This is a genomic window from Leclercia sp. LSNIH8, from assembly GCF_002920195.1.
Classification (GTDB): domain Bacteria; phylum Pseudomonadota; class Gammaproteobacteria; order Enterobacterales; family Enterobacteriaceae; genus Enterobacter.
Window position 1 is genome coordinate 61,906 of record NZ_PQJY01000005.1, and the last position, 18,032, is coordinate 79,937.

Annotated in this window: 21 protein-coding genes; 13 read left to right on the top strand and 8 right to left on the bottom strand. The window is 56.2% G+C overall.

Features of this window, described 5'->3' with window-relative positions:
- Positions 1–4: 4 nt before the first annotated feature.
- Entirely contained in the window at positions 5–871 is an 867-nt protein-coding gene (locus C3406_RS15015) for an L-ribulose-5-phosphate 3-epimerase (protein WP_103823010.1), read from the top strand.
- Positions 858–1,544, top strand: coding sequence for an L-ribulose-5-phosphate 4-epimerase (locus tag C3406_RS15020; RefSeq protein ID WP_103823011.1), 687 nt, complete (start codon positions 858–860; stop codon positions 1,542–1,544). Before C3406_RS15015 ends, C3406_RS15020 begins: the two co-directional genes overlap by 14 nt.
- Before the next feature lie 80 nt (positions 1,545–1,624).
- On the opposite strand, the gene yjfY is transcribed toward C3406_RS15020, so the two are convergent.
- On the bottom strand, positions 1,625–1,900 hold the full coding sequence (gene yjfY / locus C3406_RS15025) for a DUF1471 family protein YjfY (RefSeq protein WP_103823012.1): 276 nt from the start codon (positions 1,898–1,900) through the stop codon (positions 1,625–1,627).
- Positions 1,901–2,244: 344 nt separating this feature from the next.
- Here yjfY and rpsF point away from each other — a divergent pair, with 344 nt between their 5' ends.
- The 5 genes from rpsF (at position 2,245) to C3406_RS15050 (ending at position 4,779) form a co-directional block, all read left to right on the top strand.
- Positions 2,245–2,640, top strand: a complete 396-nt coding sequence (gene rpsF, locus C3406_RS15030) for a 30S ribosomal protein S6 (protein ID WP_103177986.1) — start codon at positions 2,245–2,247, stop codon at positions 2,638–2,640.
- A 6-nt stretch (positions 2,641–2,646) separates the two neighbouring features.
- On the top strand, positions 2,647–2,961 hold the full coding sequence (gene priB / locus C3406_RS15035; RefSeq protein ID WP_103177987.1) for a primosomal replication protein N: 315 nt from the start codon (positions 2,647–2,649) through the stop codon (positions 2,959–2,961).
- Between the two features lie 4 nt (positions 2,962–2,965).
- A complete protein-coding gene (rpsR, locus tag C3406_RS15040; protein WP_000135199.1) occupies positions 2,966–3,193 on the top strand; it encodes a 30S ribosomal protein S18 in 228 nt (75 codons plus the stop codon).
- A 41-nt stretch (positions 3,194–3,234) separates the two neighbouring features.
- On the top strand, positions 3,235–3,684 hold the full coding sequence (gene rplI / locus C3406_RS15045) for a 50S ribosomal protein L9 (RefSeq protein WP_103177988.1): 450 nt from the start codon (positions 3,235–3,237) through the stop codon (positions 3,682–3,684).
- A 153-nt stretch (positions 3,685–3,837) separates the two neighbouring features.
- Complete coding sequence (locus C3406_RS15050; protein WP_103823013.1) at positions 3,838–4,779, top strand: DMT family transporter; 942 nt, start codon at positions 3,838–3,840, stop codon at positions 4,777–4,779.
- Positions 4,780–4,802: 23 nt separating this feature from the next.
- Here the strand turns inward: C3406_RS15050 and C3406_RS15055 are convergent, their stop codons facing one another.
- Positions 4,803–5,444, bottom strand: a complete 642-nt coding sequence (locus tag C3406_RS15055) for an OapA family protein (protein ID WP_103823014.1) — start codon at positions 5,442–5,444, stop codon at positions 4,803–4,805.
- Between the two features lie 231 nt (positions 5,445–5,675).
- Here C3406_RS15055 and fklB point away from each other — a divergent pair, with 231 nt between their 5' ends.
- Positions 5,676–6,296: a BamJ family beta-barrel-assembly machinery protein gene (gene fklB / locus C3406_RS15060; protein WP_168191996.1), complete on the top strand. Its 621-nt coding sequence runs from the start codon at positions 5,676–5,678 to the stop codon at positions 6,294–6,296.
- 308 nt (positions 6,297–6,604) lie between these two features.
- Entirely contained in the window at positions 6,605–8,014 is a 1,410-nt protein-coding gene (cycA, locus tag C3406_RS15065) for a D-serine/D-alanine/glycine transporter (protein ID WP_103823015.1), read from the top strand.
- A 90-nt stretch (positions 8,015–8,104) separates the two neighbouring features.
- Here the strand turns inward: cycA and ytfE are convergent, their stop codons facing one another.
- Entirely contained in the window at positions 8,105–8,767 is a 663-nt protein-coding gene (gene ytfE / locus C3406_RS15070) for an iron-sulfur cluster repair protein YtfE (protein ID WP_103823313.1), read from the bottom strand.
- A gap of 243 nt (positions 8,768–9,010) precedes the next feature.
- On the opposite strand from ytfE, the gene C3406_RS15075 reads away from it, so the two are divergent.
- Complete coding sequence (locus tag C3406_RS15075; RefSeq protein WP_103823016.1) at positions 9,011–10,660, top strand: methyl-accepting chemotaxis protein; 1,650 nt, start codon at positions 9,011–9,013, stop codon at positions 10,658–10,660.
- An 85-nt stretch (positions 10,661–10,745) separates the two neighbouring features.
- On the opposite strand, the gene C3406_RS15080 is transcribed toward C3406_RS15075, so the two are convergent.
- The 3 genes from C3406_RS15080 to C3406_RS15090 all read right to left on the bottom strand — a co-directional run bounded on the left by C3406_RS15080 (position 10,746) and on the right by C3406_RS15090 (position 13,541).
- Entirely contained in the window at positions 10,746–11,711 is a 966-nt protein-coding gene (locus C3406_RS15080; RefSeq protein ID WP_103823017.1) for a DMT family transporter, read from the bottom strand.
- A gap of 75 nt (positions 11,712–11,786) precedes the next feature.
- Complete coding sequence (locus C3406_RS15085) at positions 11,787–12,611, bottom strand: AraC family transcriptional regulator (protein ID WP_103823018.1); 825 nt, start codon at positions 12,609–12,611, stop codon at positions 11,787–11,789.
- Positions 12,612–12,692: 81 nt separating this feature from the next.
- On the bottom strand, positions 12,693–13,541 hold the full coding sequence (locus C3406_RS15090; RefSeq protein ID WP_103823019.1) for an SDR family oxidoreductase: 849 nt from the start codon (positions 13,539–13,541) through the stop codon (positions 12,693–12,695).
- Between the two features lie 89 nt (positions 13,542–13,630).
- Here C3406_RS15090 and C3406_RS15095 point away from each other — a divergent pair, with 89 nt between their 5' ends.
- The gene (locus tag C3406_RS15095) at positions 13,631–14,011 is read left to right on the top strand and encodes a winged helix-turn-helix transcriptional regulator (protein ID WP_168194502.1); all 381 of its coding nucleotides are present in this window, start codon (positions 13,631–13,633) and stop codon (positions 14,009–14,011) included.
- Between the two features lie 36 nt (positions 14,012–14,047).
- Here C3406_RS15095 and C3406_RS15100 read toward each other — a convergent pair whose 3' ends face one another.
- Positions 14,048–15,991: a bifunctional 2',3'-cyclic-nucleotide 2'-phosphodiesterase/3'-nucleotidase gene (locus C3406_RS15100; RefSeq protein WP_103823021.1), complete on the bottom strand. Its 1,944-nt coding sequence runs from the start codon at positions 15,989–15,991 to the stop codon at positions 14,048–14,050.
- A gap of 191 nt (positions 15,992–16,182) precedes the next feature.
- Between C3406_RS15100 and cysQ the strand changes: the two genes are divergently transcribed.
- Positions 16,183–16,923, top strand: coding sequence for a 3'(2'),5'-bisphosphate nucleotidase CysQ (gene cysQ, locus C3406_RS15105; protein WP_103178000.1), 741 nt, complete (start codon positions 16,183–16,185; stop codon positions 16,921–16,923).
- Here the strand turns inward: cysQ and C3406_RS15110 are convergent.
- Positions 16,917–17,474: a YtfJ family protein gene (locus tag C3406_RS15110; protein ID WP_103823022.1), complete on the bottom strand. Its 558-nt coding sequence runs from the start codon at positions 17,472–17,474 to the stop codon at positions 16,917–16,919. The genes cysQ and C3406_RS15110 overlap by 7 nt on opposite strands.
- A gap of 329 nt (positions 17,475–17,803) precedes the next feature.
- On the opposite strand from C3406_RS15110, the gene C3406_RS15115 reads away from it, so the two are divergent.
- The gene (locus tag C3406_RS15115) at positions 17,804–18,010 is read left to right on the top strand and encodes a DUF1107 domain-containing protein (protein ID WP_032616223.1); all 207 of its coding nucleotides are present in this window, start codon (positions 17,804–17,806) and stop codon (positions 18,008–18,010) included.
- Positions 18,011–18,032 lie beyond the last annotated feature (22 nt).

The following is an 18,032-nucleotide window of genomic DNA, read 5'->3' on the forward strand; positions in this document are numbered from 1 at the left end:
GGTTATGTTAAGCAAACAGGTTCCGCTTGGCATCTATGAAAAAGCGCTCCCCACCGGGGAGTGCTGGCTTGAGCGGCTGCGGCTGGCGAAACGGCTGGGATTCGATTTCGTTGAAATGTCGGTGGATGAGACGGATGCGCGTCTTTCCCGACTCGACTGGAGCCGCGAGCAGCGTCTGGCGCTGGTGGACGCCGTCGCCGAAACTGGCGTGCGCGTCCCCTCGATGTGCCTGAGCGCCCACCGTCGTTTTCCGCTCGGCAGTGAAGATGACGCGGTGCGGGCGCAGGGCCTTGAGATCATGCGTAAAGCAATTCGCTTTGCGCAGGATGTCGGGATCCGCGTAATCCAGCTTGCCGGTTACGACGTCTACTATCAGGAAGCCAATGATGAGACGCGCCGTCGTTTCCGTGATGGCCTGAAAGAGAGCGTTGAAATGGCCAGCCGCGCGCAGGTCACCCTGGCGATGGAGATCATGGATTACCCGCTGATGAACTCCATCAGCAAGGCATTGGGTTATGCCCATTACCTGAATAATCCGTGGTTCCAGCTCTATCCCGACATCGGCAATCTCTCTGCGTGGGATAACGACGTGCAGATGGAGCTGCAGGCCGGCATCGGACATATCGTGGCGGTACATGTGAAAGATACCCGTCCCGGCGTCTTCAAAAACGTACCGTTTGGCAGCGGAGTCGTCGATTTTGAACGCTGTTTCCAGACGTTAAAACAGAGTGGCTATTGTGGGCCTTACCTGATCGAGATGTGGAGTGAAACGTCGGACGATCCCGAGCGCGAAGTGGTGCAGGCGCGTGACTGGGTACTTGAGCGTATGGCGCGAGCCGGGCTTGGGGAGGAAGATCATGCAGCAGCTTAAACAGCAGGTATTTGAGGCAAACATGGATTTGCCGCGTTACGGTCTGGTCACCTTTACCTGGGGAAACGTCAGCGCGATTGACCGTCAGCGCGGGCTGGTGGCGATCAAACCCAGCGGGGTGGCCTACGAGACCATGCGCGTGGAAGATATAGTCGTCGTGGATCTCGACGGAAAGGTCGTGGAAGGGCAGTGGCGACCCTCGTCTGATACCGCGACCCACCTGGCGCTCTACCGGCGTTATCCCTCTCTTGGCGGGGTAGTGCATACCCACTCGACCCATGCGACAGCCTGGGCGCAGGCAGGGCAGGCGATCCCCGCGCTCGGCACCACCCATGCAGACTATTTCTTTGGCGATATCCCCTGCACGCGCGCACTCACCGAAGAGGAGGTGCTCGGCGAGTACGAGCTCAATACCGGCAAAGTGATTATTGAAACGCTGGGTGACGGCGAACCGCTGCACACGCCGGGAATTGTGGTCTATCAACATGGCCCCTTCGCCTGGGGTAAAGATGCCCATGATGCCGTGCACAATGCCGTGGTAATGGAAGAGGTGGCGAGAATGGCATGGATTGCGCGAGGTATTAATCCATGCCTGAAACCTATAGACAGCTATCTGATGGACAAGCACTTTATGCGCAAACATGGCCCGAATGCTTATTACGGGCAAAAATAAAAAAAAGCCCCCGGGCAGGGGGCTAATAAGACTATGACAATTTTTTCGTTGTTGGCTTTCCTGGTGCTAGCGTCAAAGCGTTACCGATAAATGTCTGCGCTGACGTGCATATTGCCGTTGCTGCCCGGTTCACGGGTGAGCATGACGTGATAGTAGCGGGCATCCCGCGCATCGGCTTCTGCATTAATGGCTTCAGTCGCTTCACTTTCCGTGGCGAAGTTATGGTTGATATAAATGACGCCCAGACTTTGCACATCATCCATATTTCTGGCCTGTCGGCCATCAACCTGAATGGCTGCTGTCGCGTTTGCATTCAGCAAAAGCGCAGCCAGAATGGCAAGGGTGAATTTTTTCATGATATGCGCTCCACGACTAACTACGGTGCGACGATATTCACGGCTGTCTTTTGTCCAGAGACAGGGTCTGATTAAAGTGTAAGCACGAATCTCGCAGGCTATGGCGACCATTTCTGATGCAGTTGTTCAAAAAATCGCCGCGATCGCCCGTGAGTAATGGTAAATCACCCACTTAGACCCGCTTTGCGCTTTGTGCGAATTATTTGCGCAATCAGCTTGAGTTTCGAAGGGTGCGCAAGTATTATGACGCGTCAATTTTTCAGCCGACCTTTAACACGTTCCTTGCCTCCCCGGGCCTCGGCTGACCCAGACAGGAGGCTGAATAATCCGTAAGGAGCAATTCGATGCGTCATTACGAAATCGTTTTTATGGTCCATCCTGACCAGAGCGAACAGGTTCCGGGTATGATCGAGCGCTACACTGGTGCAATCACTGCAGCAGAAGGCACGATCCACCGTCTGGAAGACTGGGGCCGTCGTCAGCTGGCTTATCCGATCAACAAACTGCACAAAGCTCACTACGTTCTGATGAACGTTGAAGCTCCGCAGGAAGCGATCGATGAGCTGGAAACTAACTTCCGCTTCAACGATGCCGTTATCCGCAGCATGGTTATGCGTACCAAAAACGCAGTGACCGAAGCATCTCCGATGGTTAAAGCGAAAGACGAGCGCCGTGAGCGTCGCGATGATTTCGCAAACGAAACCGCAGATGATTCTGATGCTGGGGATTCTGAAGAGTAATTTCTGATGACCAACCGTCTGGTGTTGTCCGGTACCGTGTGCAGGACCCCACTTCGCAAGGTCAGCCCATCAGGAATTCCTCACTGCCAGTTCGTGCTTGAGCATCGTTCAGTGCAGGAGGAAGCCGGGTTTAACCGGCAGGCGTGGTGCCAAATGCCCGTTATTATTAGCGGTCACGAAAACCAGGCCATTACTCACAGTATAACGGTCGGTAGTGCAGTAACGGTTCAGGGGTTCATCTCTTGCCACAAGGCAAAGAACGGCCTGAGCAAACTTGTTCTGCATGCCGAGCAGATTGATTTGATAGATTCTGGAGACTAGCCAAATGGCACGTTATTTCCGTCGTCGCAAGTTCTGCCGTTTCACCGCGGAAGGCGTTCAAGAGATCGACTATAAAGATATCGCAACGCTGAAAAACTACATCACCGAAAGCGGTAAGATTGTCCCAAGCCGTATCACCGGTACTCGTGCAAAATACCAGCGTCAGCTGGCTCGCGCTATCAAACGCGCTCGCTACCTGTCTCTGCTGCCGTACACTGATCGTCATCAGTAATCGGGCACGGTCCATTAATACGACTTTAAGAGGATAAGGTAATGCAAGTTATTCTGCTTGATAAAGTAGCAAACCTGGGCAGCCTGGGTGATCAGGTAAACGTTAAAGCGGGCTACGCTCGTAACTTCCTGGTTCCACAGGGTAAAGCTGTTCCTGCTACCAAGAAAAACGTAGAGTTTTTCGAAGCACGTCGTGCTGAACTGGAAGCCAAACTGGCTGACGTTCTGGCGGCTGCTAACGCTCGCGCTGAGAAAATCAACGCACTGGGCACCGTTACCATCGCGTCTAAATCTGGCGACGAAGGTAAACTGTTCGGTTCCATCGGTACTCGCGACATCGCTGACGCTGTAACTGCAGCTGGCGTTGACGTGGCTAAGAGCGAAGTTCGTCTGCCGAACGGCGTTCTGCGTACCACCGGTGAGCACGAAGTGGACTTCCAGGTTCACAGCGAAGTCTTCGCGAAACTGGTTGTTAACGTTGTTGCTGAGTAAGTAATTACTCTTCACCACGTCGAAGCGCCGGCCTTGTGCCGGCGTTTTGCTTTTTGACGCGTCCTGTTCCCTTCTTTGTGACTTGTATGGTGGCTATTCCTTGCGCATTCCCTGATAATAAAATGAAACACTATTTTATCTTTGGGATTTTTCATGGATACCGCTCTGCCTGCACCGCTTTTCTCCCGTAAAAACATTGTGTTCGCCAGCGCTACGCTGTGCTGTCTGCTATGGGGTAGCTCCTATCCCGCGATCAAGAGTGGCTACGAACTCTTTCATATCGCCACCAACGACATTCCATCAAAAGTAGTCTTTGCGGGGTATCGCTTTGTTTTTGCTGGCCTGCTATTGCTGCTGCTTGCTTTGGCCCAGCGCAAGCCGATTGGTCGGCTCAGCCCGCGCCAGTTCGGGCAACTGACGATACTGGGCCTGACGCAGACCACGATCCAGTACACGTTCTTTTATATCGGTCTGGCATACACAACGGGTGCCAAAGGGTCGATCATGAACGCGACCGCCACCTTCTTCAGCGTTATGCTGGCGCACTTTATCTATCAGAACGACAAGATCAGCTACAACAAAGCCCTCGGTTGTATCCTCGGGTTTGCCGGGGTGATGATCGTGAACTTTAACAGCGGGTTGCAGGACTTCCACTTCGTCTGGAACGGGGATGGTTTTGTGGTGCTGGCGGCGTTTATCCTCTCTGCCGCCACGCTGTACGGTAAACGCATTTCTCAGACGGTGGATCCGATGGTGATGACCGGCTGGCAGCTGGCGATAGGTGGGGTGATGCTGGTGGTGGGAGGCTATATTACCGGCGGAACGCTGGCCGTTCCCAGCGTCAAAGCGGCGGCCATCCTGGGCTACCTGACTCTGCTCTCCTCGGTGGCGTTTGCACTGTGGAGTTTGCTGCTGAAATATAACCGCGTCAGCATGATCGCCCCGTTCAACTTCTTAGTACCGGTGGCCGGAACCGTCCTTTCGGCCATTTTCCTCGGCGAAAATATCCTGGAGATCAAATACGTTGTGGCGCTGGTGCTGGTCTGCTCGGGGATCTGGTGGGTTAACAAAGTCAGTGAAAAGCAGGCCCGGTAAGCGTTACGCCACCGGGCGAACTGCTATCTGGCGCGGATGAAGCTGCCGTCAGACTGACGGGTAAACAGCACCTGCTGGCCGTTGCCGCTGTCAATGGTCAGCCCTGTCACCACGCCGCTCGCATTCTGGCGGATCTGCACCATCTGGCCGTTTTGCAGGTTGCTTAACGGCTTGCCTGGTCCCTCAACCTGCGCCATGGCATAGACGTCGGTCGGCGGCAGGTTGTGATCGCGGAACAGCTGCGCCATCGTTTTGCCCGACTCTACACGGTAGGAACGCCACTGCTGTTCAATACCGGGAGGGGATTGCTGGGATTGTACCGGCGCGGCGGCCTGCTCCTGGGGCTGCTCTTCCTGAATCGGCTCCGGCTCAACAGGCGCGACCTGGCCGGGATCGTTAGAGGGTGACACCAGCTGCGTTTGCATCGGCTGTGAATCTGGCTGCGGCTGCGTCTGCGAACGGAAATCCAGTTCGGTATCACGACGCACGGGCGCTGTGGCGCTGTCGTCCGCGCCGCCTGGCAGCAGAAAACCGACAATCACCATCAGCGCACCGATAATAATGCCTCTGCGGTGCAGCGGCGGCAGCGGGTCCATGATGCGAAAGTTATCTGGCGCATGCCAGATTTTCGTCAGGGTAGGTTTTAGTTCAAATGGCCCGGGCATGGCTCTCCTCCTGCTCCGCGTCTTTTTTCCTGTCCCGATAAGTATAGTTTGCTAACTGCCTGATGAGCGTAACAAAGCCAGCTTCCGTGACACGCATTCGGGAAAAATCCAGATAGCCTCTATTGTTTCCGTTTCGTCGTAATTTGTCATCTTTCCATAAGACAAAGTTTTACCGGATGGAAGGTGGCTGTTATGCTGCCCGCTACTTTAAATGTGATGGAAGGAAATCCCATGACCACCCCGACTTTTGACACAATCGAAGCGCAGGCAAGCTACGGCATTGGTTTGCAGGTAGGACAGCAGCTGAGCGAATCAGGTCTGCAGGGTCTGTTACCTGAAGCGCTGGTGGCGGGTATCGCCGATGCGCTGGAAGGTAAACAGCCAGCGGTTCCGGTAGATGTGGTTCACCGCGCGCTGCGTGAAATCCACGAACGTGCAGACGCTGTGCGTCGTGCCCGTTTCGAAGAGATGGCTGCGGCAGGCGAGAAATTCCTTGAAGAGAACCGTGAGCGCGAAGGCGTGAACAGCACCGAAACCGGTCTGCAGTTCCGCGTTATCACCCAGGGCGAAGGTCCAATCCCGGCGCGTACCGACCACGTTCGCGTACACTACACCGGTAAACTGATTGACGGCACCGTATTCGACAGCTCTGTTGCCCGCGGCGAACCGGCAGAATTCCCGGTAAACGGCGTGATCCCAGGCTGGATCGAAGCCCTGACCCTGATGCCGGTTGGTTCTAAATGGGAGCTGACTATCCCACAGAACCTGGCCTACGGCGAGCGTGGCGCTGGCGCCTCTATTCCGCCATTCAGCACACTGGTCTTTGAAGTTGAGCTGCTGGAAATCCTGTAAGCGACCTCTCCTCTTCCTCTCCCCACCAGGGGAGAGGGAATTAGTTTAAAAACCTATAGTTACGCCCTAATCAACAGATTATCTTGCAAAAGGTCACAGTAAGTGTATTTTTGTGAGCTGTTTTGCGTGGCTTAAGTGATACGTCACTCAGTTTCAACATATTGTTAACATAATATTTAAATCAAAGTATTCATCCCGCCGATTCTTACCTAATATCGATGAGTCCTTAACCGGGCCGTCGCTTTTCGACGTAATAAAGGGCCAGAAGAGCCTAAACAACACAGGCAGTAACAACAGGAAAACATCACATGGTAGATCAGGTAAAAGTCGTTGCCGACGAAGAGGCACCGTCTGAACAATCGCTACGGCGAAATCTCACAAACCGTCATATTCAGCTTATCGCCATCGGCGGCGCTATCGGTACCGGGCTGTTTATGGGGTCAGGCAAAACCATCAGTCTTGCCGGGCCGTCGATCATTTTTGTCTATATGATCATCGGCTTTATGCTCTTTTTCGTGATGCGGGCAATGGGCGAGCTGCTGCTCTCGAATCTCGAATACAAATCCTTTAGCGACTTTGCCTCCGACCTTCTCGGGCCGTGGGCGGGCTACTTCACCGGCTGGACCTACTGGTTCTGCTGGGTGGTGACCGGGATGGCCGACGTCGTCGCCATTACGGCTTACGCGCAGTTCTGGTTCCCGGGACTGTCGGACTGGGTGGCCTCGCTGGCGGTGATTATCCTGCTGCTGAGCCTTAACCTCGCCACCGTAAAAATGTTCGGTGAGATGGAGTTCTGGTTCGCGATGATCAAAATCGTCGCCATTGTCGGCCTGATTGTGGTCGGCCTGGTGATGATCATGACCCACTTTACCTCTCCGAGCGGCGTGCAGGCCTCGTTCACCCATCTGTGGAATGACGGGGGCTGGTTCCCAAAAGGGCTGAGCGGATTCTTTGCCGGCTTCCAGATTGCGGTCTTCGCCTTTGTAGGGATTGAGCTGGTGGGCACAACCGCCGCCGAAACCAAAGACCCGGAGAAATCGCTGCCGCGCGCGATCAACTCTATTCCGATTCGTATCATCATGTTCTACGTCTTCGCGCTGATCGTGATTATGTCAGTGACGCCGTGGAGCTCCGTGGTACCCAGCAAGAGCCCGTTCGTTGAGCTGTTTGTGCTGGTCGGTTTACCGGCGGCGGCAAGCCTGATTAACTTCGTGGTGCTGACCTCTGCGGCCTCGTCTGCCAACAGCGGCGTCTTCTCCACCAGCCGTATGCTGTTTGGTCTGGCGCAGGAAGGGGTGGCACCGAGCGCGTTTGCTAAGCTGTCGAAGCGTGCGGTACCGGCGAAAGGGCTGACCTTCTCCTGTATCTGTCTGCTGGGCGGCGTGGTGATGCTCTACGTGAACCCAAGCGTGATTGGCGCGTTCACCATGATCACCACGGTTTCGGCGATCCTGTTCATGTTCGTCTGGACCATCATCCTGTGCTCGTACCTGGTGTATCGCAAACAGCGTCCGCACCTGCATGAAAAATCCATCTACAAGATGCCGTGGGGCAAGCTGATGTGCTGGGTATGCATGGCGTTCTTCGTGTTTGTACTGGTACTGCTGACTCTGGAAGAGGATACCCGTCAGGCGCTGATGGTCACGCCGCTGTGGTTTATCGCGCTGGGGCTGGGCTGGCTGTTTATCGGTAAGAAGCGGATGGCTGGCATGCGTTAATTGCATTGTGCCGGGTGGCGGCTTCGCCTTACCCGGCCTACGGTTCGTTGCTCTTGTAAGCCCGGTAAGCGCTAACGCTACCGGGCTTTTTTATTCCCCGGCCAGCGCCCGCGGGAACAGCACGTTATTCTCGAGGCTGATGTGCTCCATCAGGTCGTCGATCATCTCGTTAATGCCGTTATACATGGCGCGCCAGGTGGTGCAGGCATCCGCCGGTGGGGTCACGTTATGGGTGATGTGCTTGATCACTTCAACCAGCTCACCGGCGTCGTCGTGCTCGCTTTCCATCACGCTAATCGGCCCCATCGCCTGGCTGCCCATTCCCTGTTTGATCATCGGGAACAGGATCTGCTCCTCTTTCATCATGTGGCTGGAGAGCTCTTCATGCAGCAGGGTCAGGTTTTTCGCCAGGCCGCGCGGTACAGAGGCTTTTTCGGCATGAACGCGCTCAACTTTGGTCGCCTGCAGGATCAGCTCCGGCAGCTGTTCGCGGTGGCGATCGTGAAAGCGCACGATGATGTGATCGATGATTTCGGCCAGCGCCACGCTGCGCCAGTCTTTTTCCAGCGGCTGCTCGGCCAGCTTCGCCAGTTCTGCTTCGATGAGGTCCAGATCCAGTTCCTTACGCGACGCGGCACGCGCCAGGGTTTGTTTACCGCCGCAGCAGTAATCCATATCGTATTTACGAAACAGCGCCGAAGCGCGTGGGATGGAGAGCGCCAGCTCGCCTAAAGGTTGGTCGCGGAAGGCCATGGTCGTTACCTCATCGTTATTTGATAAGATGTATTTTAAATGCATCTTTTAGGCGAAGCTATAACCCTTTATAGGCAGGGTTAAAAAAGCGATACAGATCACAAAAAAATGCCGATTTAACTCTATGAATGGATTTAAAAAACGGGTTTAGAAACTTTTTAAAGGCACAGAGACGGTAAACAACCCGCTGCGCCTGCCGATAGATACAGGTCAGACAATACCTGCATATAAAAAAGGCAACGCATGTTTAAACGTATAAAAGTGATAACCCTTCTGATTTCGGTGCTGCTGGCGCTCGGGATCATGCAACTGATCTCCGCCGGCATTTTCATCAACGCGCTTAATAACGACAAAGAGAACTTCACCGTTTCCCAGGTCTCCAGCCAGAATGTGGCCGAGTTCACTGACGCGTGGATCAGCCTTAACCAGGCGCGCGTCACCCTCAACCGCGGCATGCTGCGCCTGCAAAGCAGCGTGGCTTCGCAGATTAACGGCGGGCAGTTGAATGAGCTGGTCAACACGGCAAAAAACCTGCTGGCAGACGCCCAGTCCCATTACGACAAATACTACGCGCTGCCGGAAACGCCGGGCCTGGATGAAAAACTCTCCAGCCAGCTGGAAGAGCAGTACCGCATCTACTCGGCCACCCTGACCCAGATGAACCTTCTGCTCTCCCAGGGCAACCTCGAAGATATGTTTAAGCAGAACGCCGAGCAGAAGCAGACCGCAATGCAGAAAGTCTATCGTGAATGGCGCCAGGCTCAGGCAGCCCTTACCGATAAAGGCATCGAAGATAACGAAAGCGACTACAAACGCATCCTGTGGATCCTTTCCGGGATGATGCTTCTGGTGATCGCCGTGATTGTCTCCAGTTGGATCGCCATGCGCCGTGTGCTGCTGCTGCCGCTGCAGGAGGTCATCGATCATATTCGCGCTATCGCCGCGGGTGATCTGACGCAGCCTGTTGACGTTCAGGGCAAAAACGAAATGGCGATGCTGGCCTATAACGTTCACGAGATGCAGAAGGCGCTGGCGAACACCGTAGGTGTGGTGCGTGAGGGCTCCGACACTATTTATACCGGCGCGGGCGAAATCTCCGCAGGTAGCAACGACCTTTCTTCCCGTACCGAGCAGCAGGCGGCCTCGCTGGAGGAGACCGCGGCCAGTATGGAACAGCTGACCGCCACCGTGAAGCAGAACGCCGATAACGCCCGTCAGGCGTCACGCCTGGCGCTGGATGCCTCAAGCACCGCGAAAAAAGGCGGAAACGTGGTGGAAGGGGTGGTGCGCACCATGGACGAGATCGCCAACAGTTCCAGCAAAATCGCCCAGATCACCAACGTGATTGACGGCATCGCCTTCCAGACCAACATCCTGGCGCTGAACGCGGCGGTGGAAGCGGCGCGTGCCGGAGAGCAGGGACGCGGATTTGCGGTGGTGGCAGGGGAAGTTCGTACCCTGGCCCAGCGTAGCGCCCAGGCGGCGAAAGAGATCAAAGGGCTGATTGACGACTCGGGTGCCCGGGTCAGCGCCGGTTCCGCGCTGGTCAATGAGGCCGGGGAGACGATGGCAGAGATCGTCAGCGCCGTAACCCGCGTCACCGACATTATGGGCGAAATTGCGTCCGCCTCAGATGAGCAAAGCCGGGGTATCGATCAGGTCGGCCAGGCGGTGGCCGAGATGGATCGCGTGACCCAACAGAACGCCTCGCTGGTGGAGGAGTCTGCGGCGGCAGCGGCAGCGCTGGAAGAGCAGGCGGCACGCCTGAACGAGGCGGTGGCGGTGTTTAAGATCGCGAAGGGCCCGGTGGCTAAGGCTGCGCCAGTGAAAACCTATGCTGCAAAAGCCAAACCGGTACAGGCGACCACCGACGCCAACTGGGAAACCTTCTGACAGACGCCGGGTGGCGCTAACGCTTACCCGGCCTACGAAACGCATGACTTTGTAGGCCCGGCAAGCGCAGCGCCGCCGGGCTTTTTCACGGCTGTGAAACCGGAATTACCCTCGGTTTTTCCGGTTTCGCACTCACCGCAATCACCACCCCCACCACCAGCAACACAATTCCCGTGCCGGTTAACAGCGGCGGCAGGCTCTGGCGCATCAGGAAGGTATAGAGCAGACCGGCCAGGGTTTCGAAGACAATCAGCGGCCCTAAGATAACCGTCGGTAATTTCTGGCTGGCGACGTTCCAGCACAGGGCGCCCACCCACGAGCAGCAGACGGCAATCGCCAGCATCAGCCCGAGAAAGACCCACGGGCGTGGCCCCAGTGGCAGGGCAAAGTCCGGCTGTTGCACGTTCAGCCATGCGCAGGCGGCAAGGTAGCCCAGTAACGAGACCGGCAGCGTCACCAGCGCCTGGGCGGTGGCCCACATCATCGGATGTTTGTCGGGGTTTTCCCGCAGCCAGCGGGCGTTACGCAGGGCGTACCATGCCCAGCAGACCACCGACACCGACGCCAGCAGGATCCCCGAAACATAGCGCCAGCCACTGCCTCCGGCCACGCCGTGACGCAGCTCGGCGATATTCACGCACACCAGCCCCAGCGCAATGGCAAACAGCCCCGGGAGCATCTTCGACCACGCCAGCTTACCATCGCGCTGGCTGTAGAGCAGGTTGGCGAACACCGGGATCACCACCGGCAGTGTGCCGATGATCATGGTCGACACGGGAGCCCCGGTACGCTGGATCGCGCTTGCCAGGCAGACGTAATAGATCAGGTTGCCCATCATCGTCAGCGACAGGGCGGTGAGCCAGTCCCGGCCTTTCAGCTGGCGTAACCGTGCCCGGCCGAGCCAGGCGATCGGCAGGGCGATCAGCCCAAGCGCCAGATAGCGCCCCATCGACTGTAGCGCCGCCGGGTATTCCGGGACGATCAGCGGCCCGACAAAAATCAGTCCCCACATTAACCCTGCAAGCAGGGCATACAACACGCCGCTAATCATTTTTCCCTTCCTCTGCTTTGAACCTGCTAGCAGTGTAGAAAGGCAACAGAGGGCGGTATTGTATGAGATTGCGCATTAGCGCTGCGTTACCTGTTTCTGGTAGCGCACCGGGGTAATGCCATAGCGACGGGTAAACGCCCGGGTCAGGTGCGACTGATCGGTCAGGCCCGTCGCGGCGGCCACGTCTGCCGCCGGGAGTCCCTGGGTGAGAAAGGCTTTGGCGCGCCACAGGCGGATCGCCATCAGCATCTGATGCGGTGTGACGTGAAAATGGGCTTTGAACTGGCGCTGGAAATGGTACGGGCTGAGCGACACCACCTGCGCCAGCTCATCGAGGGTCAGAGAGTGCATGTAGTTGTCATGCAGGTAGTCGCGCACGCGCTCGAAGCGATGCGCCCCTTCTTTTGCGACCGGCGCATGACGCGCCAGCGGCTGGAAGGTATCAATCAGATCCAGCAGCAGGCCCTTTTGCGCCAGCGGATCGTCGGTGTGCCACAGGCCGTAGATCAGCTGACAGATCTGCTGCGAACGGCGGGGATCGTGGCGGGTGACGTCGCTGAACCACCAGTGGCGGATGCCTGTCACCTCCTCCAGCAGATCCGGTTCGAGATAGATCATCCGGTAGCGCCAGCCGTCGGCGGTTTCGGCCTCGCCGGTGTGCAGCTCGTCGGGATTCATCGTGACGACGGAGTGAACGGGGGCGACGTACTGCGTGCCGCGATAGCGGAAGCGTTCGGCACCGGCTTCTATGGCACCGATGCCGAAGGCCTCGTGAGTGTGGGGTTCAAAGGCGTAACGGGAGATATGGGCGTGATACAGCTCCACGCCCGGCACCTGCGCCAGATGGCGAAAGCGCGCGCTGTCTCTCTCATCGAAAAACTGTTCAGGTACGCCTTGCACGGTGAGCCTCCTCGCGGGTCAGAATGTCATTATCAGAGATGACCCGCAGGGATGCCACACTAATTAACCATGTTTTAACAATTACAGGATGTGCTTCACGCTCTCCGCAAGCGTGGTGGTTGGGCGGCCCAGCAGCGCGCTGAGGGTGCGGCTGTCATCAAACAGACCGCCTTTCGAGGCACCGACGTCGGAGTCGGCCAGCATATCGGCCAGGCCCGCCGGTAAACCCACCCCCTTCAGCGCGGCGGCAAAATCGGCTTCGCTCAGGTTCTGATAGGCCACGTTTTTACCGCTCTGGCGGCTCAGTTCGGCAGCCAGCTCACTTAACGTCCAGGCCTGGTCGCCTGCCAGCTCATAAACTTTACCGGCATGACCCTCTTCGCTGATAACGCGGGCCGCAGCGGCGGCATAGTCGGCGCGGGTGGCGGAGGCAATTTTGCCTTCACCGGCCGCACCAATAAACACGCCGTGTTCCAGCGCAGGCGGGGCGCTGGCGAGGTAGTTTTCGGTGTACCAGCCGTTACGCAGCAGGGCGTAAGGAATACCGGATTCGGCCAGCGCTTTTTCGGTGGCAACGTGCTCCACATGCAGGCCCAGCGGGGAGGTGTCGGCATGCAGCAGGCTGGTGTAGGCGATAAATTTCACGCCCGCCGCCTTCGCCGCGTTAATCACATTCTGATGCTGCGGCGCGCGCTGGCCCACTTCGCTGGAGGAGATCAGCAGCAGTTTATCCACGCCCGCGAGTGCGACGGTGAAAGCGGCCTGGTCGGTATAATCGGCCTGACGCACGGTCACGCCCTGCTGGCTCAGCGCCTCAGCCTTCGCCGGGTTACGTACAATGGCGACCAGCTGGCTGGCCGGAACGGTTTTCAGCAGCTGTTCAATAACGCGTTGGCCAAGCTGGCCGGTAGCGCCTGTAATTGCGATCATGATGAATATCCTTCGTCTCGGGTGAATGTTGTGGCACACTATCACTCAAACTAACTTTTAGTAAGTACGTACAAAAAGGTAAGTATCTCATGGCAAACCCAACCCTCAGCGAGCAAATGCGCGACGGCAATCTCTTTGCCGAGCAGTGCCCCTCCCGGGATGTGCTTAAGCATGTGACCAGCCGCTGGGGCGTGCTGATCCTGGTGGCGTTACGTCAGGGGACGCATCGCTTTAGCGATCTGCGCCGCAAGATGGGCGGGGTGAGCGAGAAGATGCTGGCCCAGTCGCTACAGGCGCTGGAGCAGGACGGCTTTGTCAATCGTGTATCGTATCCGGTAGTGCCCCCGCACGTGGAGTACAGCCTGACCCCATTGGGGGAAGAGGTGAGTGAGAAGGTAGCGGCGCTGGCCGACTGGATCGAGCTGAATTTACCCCAGGTAATGAGTAACCGGGATGAACGGGTTTTGTAGGCCCGGCAAGCGCAGCGCCGCCGGGCTAAACAACGGCTACTTACTTAGATCGACCTGATAAATCGCGAACCCAATCTCATCGGTCGCAACCTGCTGCATCGGGTACTGCGCTTTCTCTTTGATAAACGCCGCCGCTTTTTCCGTTGGTGCGGTCTCAAAACGGATATCCAGCTTCACATCGCTGTGAACAGGGGCCAGACGCCAGTTGTTGTCTGCTGCCGGATGGATTTCGCCGCTCTTCTTCGACTGCTCGCCAATCCACGTTGCCAACACCGAACGGTTCTCATCCGGTGAGGCGAAGGCGATATGGCTGTCGCCGGTCCCGGCAAACTTACCGCCGTAAGCGCGGTAGTTGTTGGTCGCCACCAGGAAGGTCGCTTTCGGATCAATCGGCTTACCGTTAAAGGTCAGGTTCTTAATGCGTTCGGCCTGGGCATTCACCACCTGGCACTCGCCGTCATATTTCGCCGGCTGGGAGACATCAATCTGGTACTCCACCCCGTCGATCACATCGAAGTTATAGGTGCGAAAACCGTCCCAGTTAATCAGCGACTGCGGTTTGGTGCTGGTCGGGTCGATCTGGTTAAACTGGCCCGCTGAGCACTCCAGCCACTCCTTCACCTCCTGGCCCGTGGCTTTGACCACCACCAGGGTGTTCGGATAGAGATAGAGATCGGCGGCGTTACGGAAGGTCAGTTGGCCTTTTTCGACTTCAACATAGCTGGCCGGATCGTTCTTGCGTCCACCCACTTTAAACGGCGCCGCAGCGGAGAGGACCGGCAGTTTCGCCAGATCCGGATCGCCCTGAATATAGCGCTCCACGTAGGCTTTCTGCGCCATGTTCACCACCTGCACGGTAGGATCGTCCTGCACCAGCGCCAGATAGCTGTACATGTTGTCGGCAGATTTGCCGATAGGTTTGCTGACAAACTCACGGGTGGCGTCGTGATCGTGCTTCAGCACCTCGACGATCTTTTTATCCTCGCCCACCAGCGCTTTTTTAGCGGCCAGATCGTAGATCGGGCGGGCTTCGGCCTTCGACTGGGTGACCTGCCATTTACCGCCGTCATTATTCAGCACCAGATCGACCACCCCAAGGTGATCCCCCCACATGCCCGGCATCACCGCGGGCACGCCGTTCAGGGTGCCTTTGGCAATGTCAGCCCCTTTAATGCTGGCGAAATCTTTGCCCGGGAAGACCGCATGGGCGTGGCCGAAGAGAATGGCGTCCACCCCTTTGACTTCGCTGAGGTAGTAGACCGAGTTTTCCGCCATCGCCTGGTATGGATCGGCAGAGAGACCGGAGTGGGCTACCACCACCACCAGATCGGCGCCTTTCTCGCGCATCTCCGGCACATACTTGCGGGCGGTTTCGGTGATGTCATTGACCGTCACTTTGCCGCTCAGGTTGGCCTTATCCCAGGTCATGATCTGTGGCGGGACAAAACCGATATAACCGATCTTCAGGGTCTGCGGTTTCCCGTCCTGATCGACCACGGTGGTCTCTTTGATCAGATAAGGGGTAAACAGCGGCTTCTGGGTCTTAACGTCGATGATATTGGCGTTAACGTACGGGAATTTGGCTCCTGAAAGCGCCATATGCAGATAGTCCAGCCCGTAGTTAAACTCATGGTTACCCAGGTTACCCACCGCGTAATCCAGGGTGTTCAGCGCCTTGTAGACCGGATGCACATCACCCTTTTTCAGACCTTTCGCCGCCATGTAATCCCCAAGCGGGCTACCCTGAATTAAGTCCCCGTTATCGACCAGGACGCTGTTTTTCACTTCGCTACGGGCTGCGTTAATCAGGCTTGCGGTACGCACCAGACCAAATTTTTCCGTCGGGGCGTCTTTGTAGTAGTCGAAGTCCATCATATTGCTGTGCAGGTCGGTGGTTTCCAGAATGCGGAGATCAACCGTCGCTGCCTGTACGCTCGCCGCAATCAGCGTCGCCAGGAGCGTTGCGCTAAACTTAATCATCAGAGGAGTCCTTTTATTCGATCCAGGCCACAAAAGAATATGTATCTATATTTTTTTGCTTACAGAATTGTGAATCCTGCCAGAAAAAAGGGCCCTGAAACCGGAATTGCTTCACAGATAGCGGATTTATTCACAATGCGATATAAATAAAACAAAGAGTTATACCCACTGTGATAACAAAGAGGTGGAGAATGTTAGATAAAATTTGTCAGCTCGCACGGGAAGCGGGCGAGGCCATTATGCAGGTCTACGATGGCAAGATCCCAATGGACACGATCCGTAAAATCGACGACTCCCCGGTGACCGCAGCCGATCTCGCGGCGCACGGGGTGATTCTGAAAGGCTTGCAGGCGTTAACGCCCGATATCCCTGTGCTTTCCGAAGAAGATCCCCAGCCCTGGGAGGAGCGTCAGCACTGGCAGCGTTACTGGCTGGTTGATCCGCTGGACGGCACCAAAGAGTTCCTCAAGCGTAACGGTGAATTCACGGTAAATATTGCCCTGATTGATAAAGGCAAAGCGGTGCTGGGGGTGGTCTACGCCCCGGTGCTGAAGGTGATGTACAGCGCCGCCGAAGGCAAAGCGTGGAAAGAGGAGTGCGGGGTGCGCAACCCGATCCAGGTGCGTGACGCCCGGCCACCGCTGGTGGTGATCAGCCGCTCTCACTCGGATAACGAACTTGAGGAGTATCTGCATCAGCTGGGTGAGCACCAGACAACGTCGATCGGGTCATCACTGAAGTTCTGCCTGGTGGCAGAAGGGCAGGCGCAGCTCTATCCACGCTTTGGGCCAACCAACGTCTGGGATACGGCGGCAGGCCATGCCGTTGCCGCCGCCGCGGGGGCCCATGTTCACGACTGGCAGGGCAAGCCGCTCGACTATACCCCGCGGGAATCCTTCCTTAATCCAGGCTTCCGGGTCTCGCTTTACTGACCGACCAACTTATGCAGCAGGGCGACCACCTGCTGCACCTCCTCCTGGGTCAGCGCCCCGTCTTTCGCCCACTGCACTTTACCTTGCTTGTCCAGCACGACGACGGCTGAGCTCTCTTCTTCCAGCTGCCAGGCGCCGCGGGCTGCGCCGTTGCTGTCGACGATGAACTGTGACCATGGGTAGAGCTTTTTATTACTCTCCAGGCTGCTGCGCACGAACATGCCGGAACCCGGTATCGCATCATCGGTGTTCACTATGGTAGTGGTCTGATAAGTATCTTTTGGTAAATGTGCCGACTTGATCGCTTCAATCAGGGTTGCGTTTTTCTCTTTTGCCGAGGTGCGACCGGCAATATGTAGCACCACTCGCACTTTGCCAGGAAGCTGCGCGCTATTCCAGGTTTTGTAGCTAAACTCATTATTGTCGAGGATCAATTCTCCCCGGTCGGCAATGCCCACCGGTGGCACACGTTGTCCCTTCTCAAAATTATGTGCGGAAGCCATCAGTGGCAGCATCAGGCAGGCAGTTGCCAGGATGTTACGTAAGTTCATGGTGTTTTCCTTATTGTTTTATTAGCAGGTGATCCGACCACTTGGTCTGATGTTTTAATCATAAGTGCGATCGCGGCGCTTTACCCGCAATCCTGGTGCCAGAGTGAGGGGGAACGCACATATCTGCACAAAAACGATGGCTTATACTGCCCGAAAGTTACGATTGCAAAGAATATTCTGATTATTTGTCATCAAAAGGTAAATAAACTTATGCAGACTGGGTATCACCATTTTTCTCGTCTATAGTCATTGGGCAACAAAATTTGCGCTCCAGAGGGTCGGCCCGATTGTGGTGCCGCAAGAGCGTATGATTCGCAGGAGATAATAGAATGAAAATTTTTCAACGCTACAATCCGCTTCAGGTAGCTAAATACGTAAAAATCCTGTTCCGTGGACGGTTGTATATCAAGGACGTTGGCGCTTTTGAGTTTGATAAGGGCAAGATCCTTGTCCCAAAAGTGAAGGATAAACAGCACTTTTCTGTGATGTCCGAAGTCAACCGTCAGGTTATGCGTCTGCAAACTGAGATGGCTTAACCAACGTGCTATGCAGTAAAAG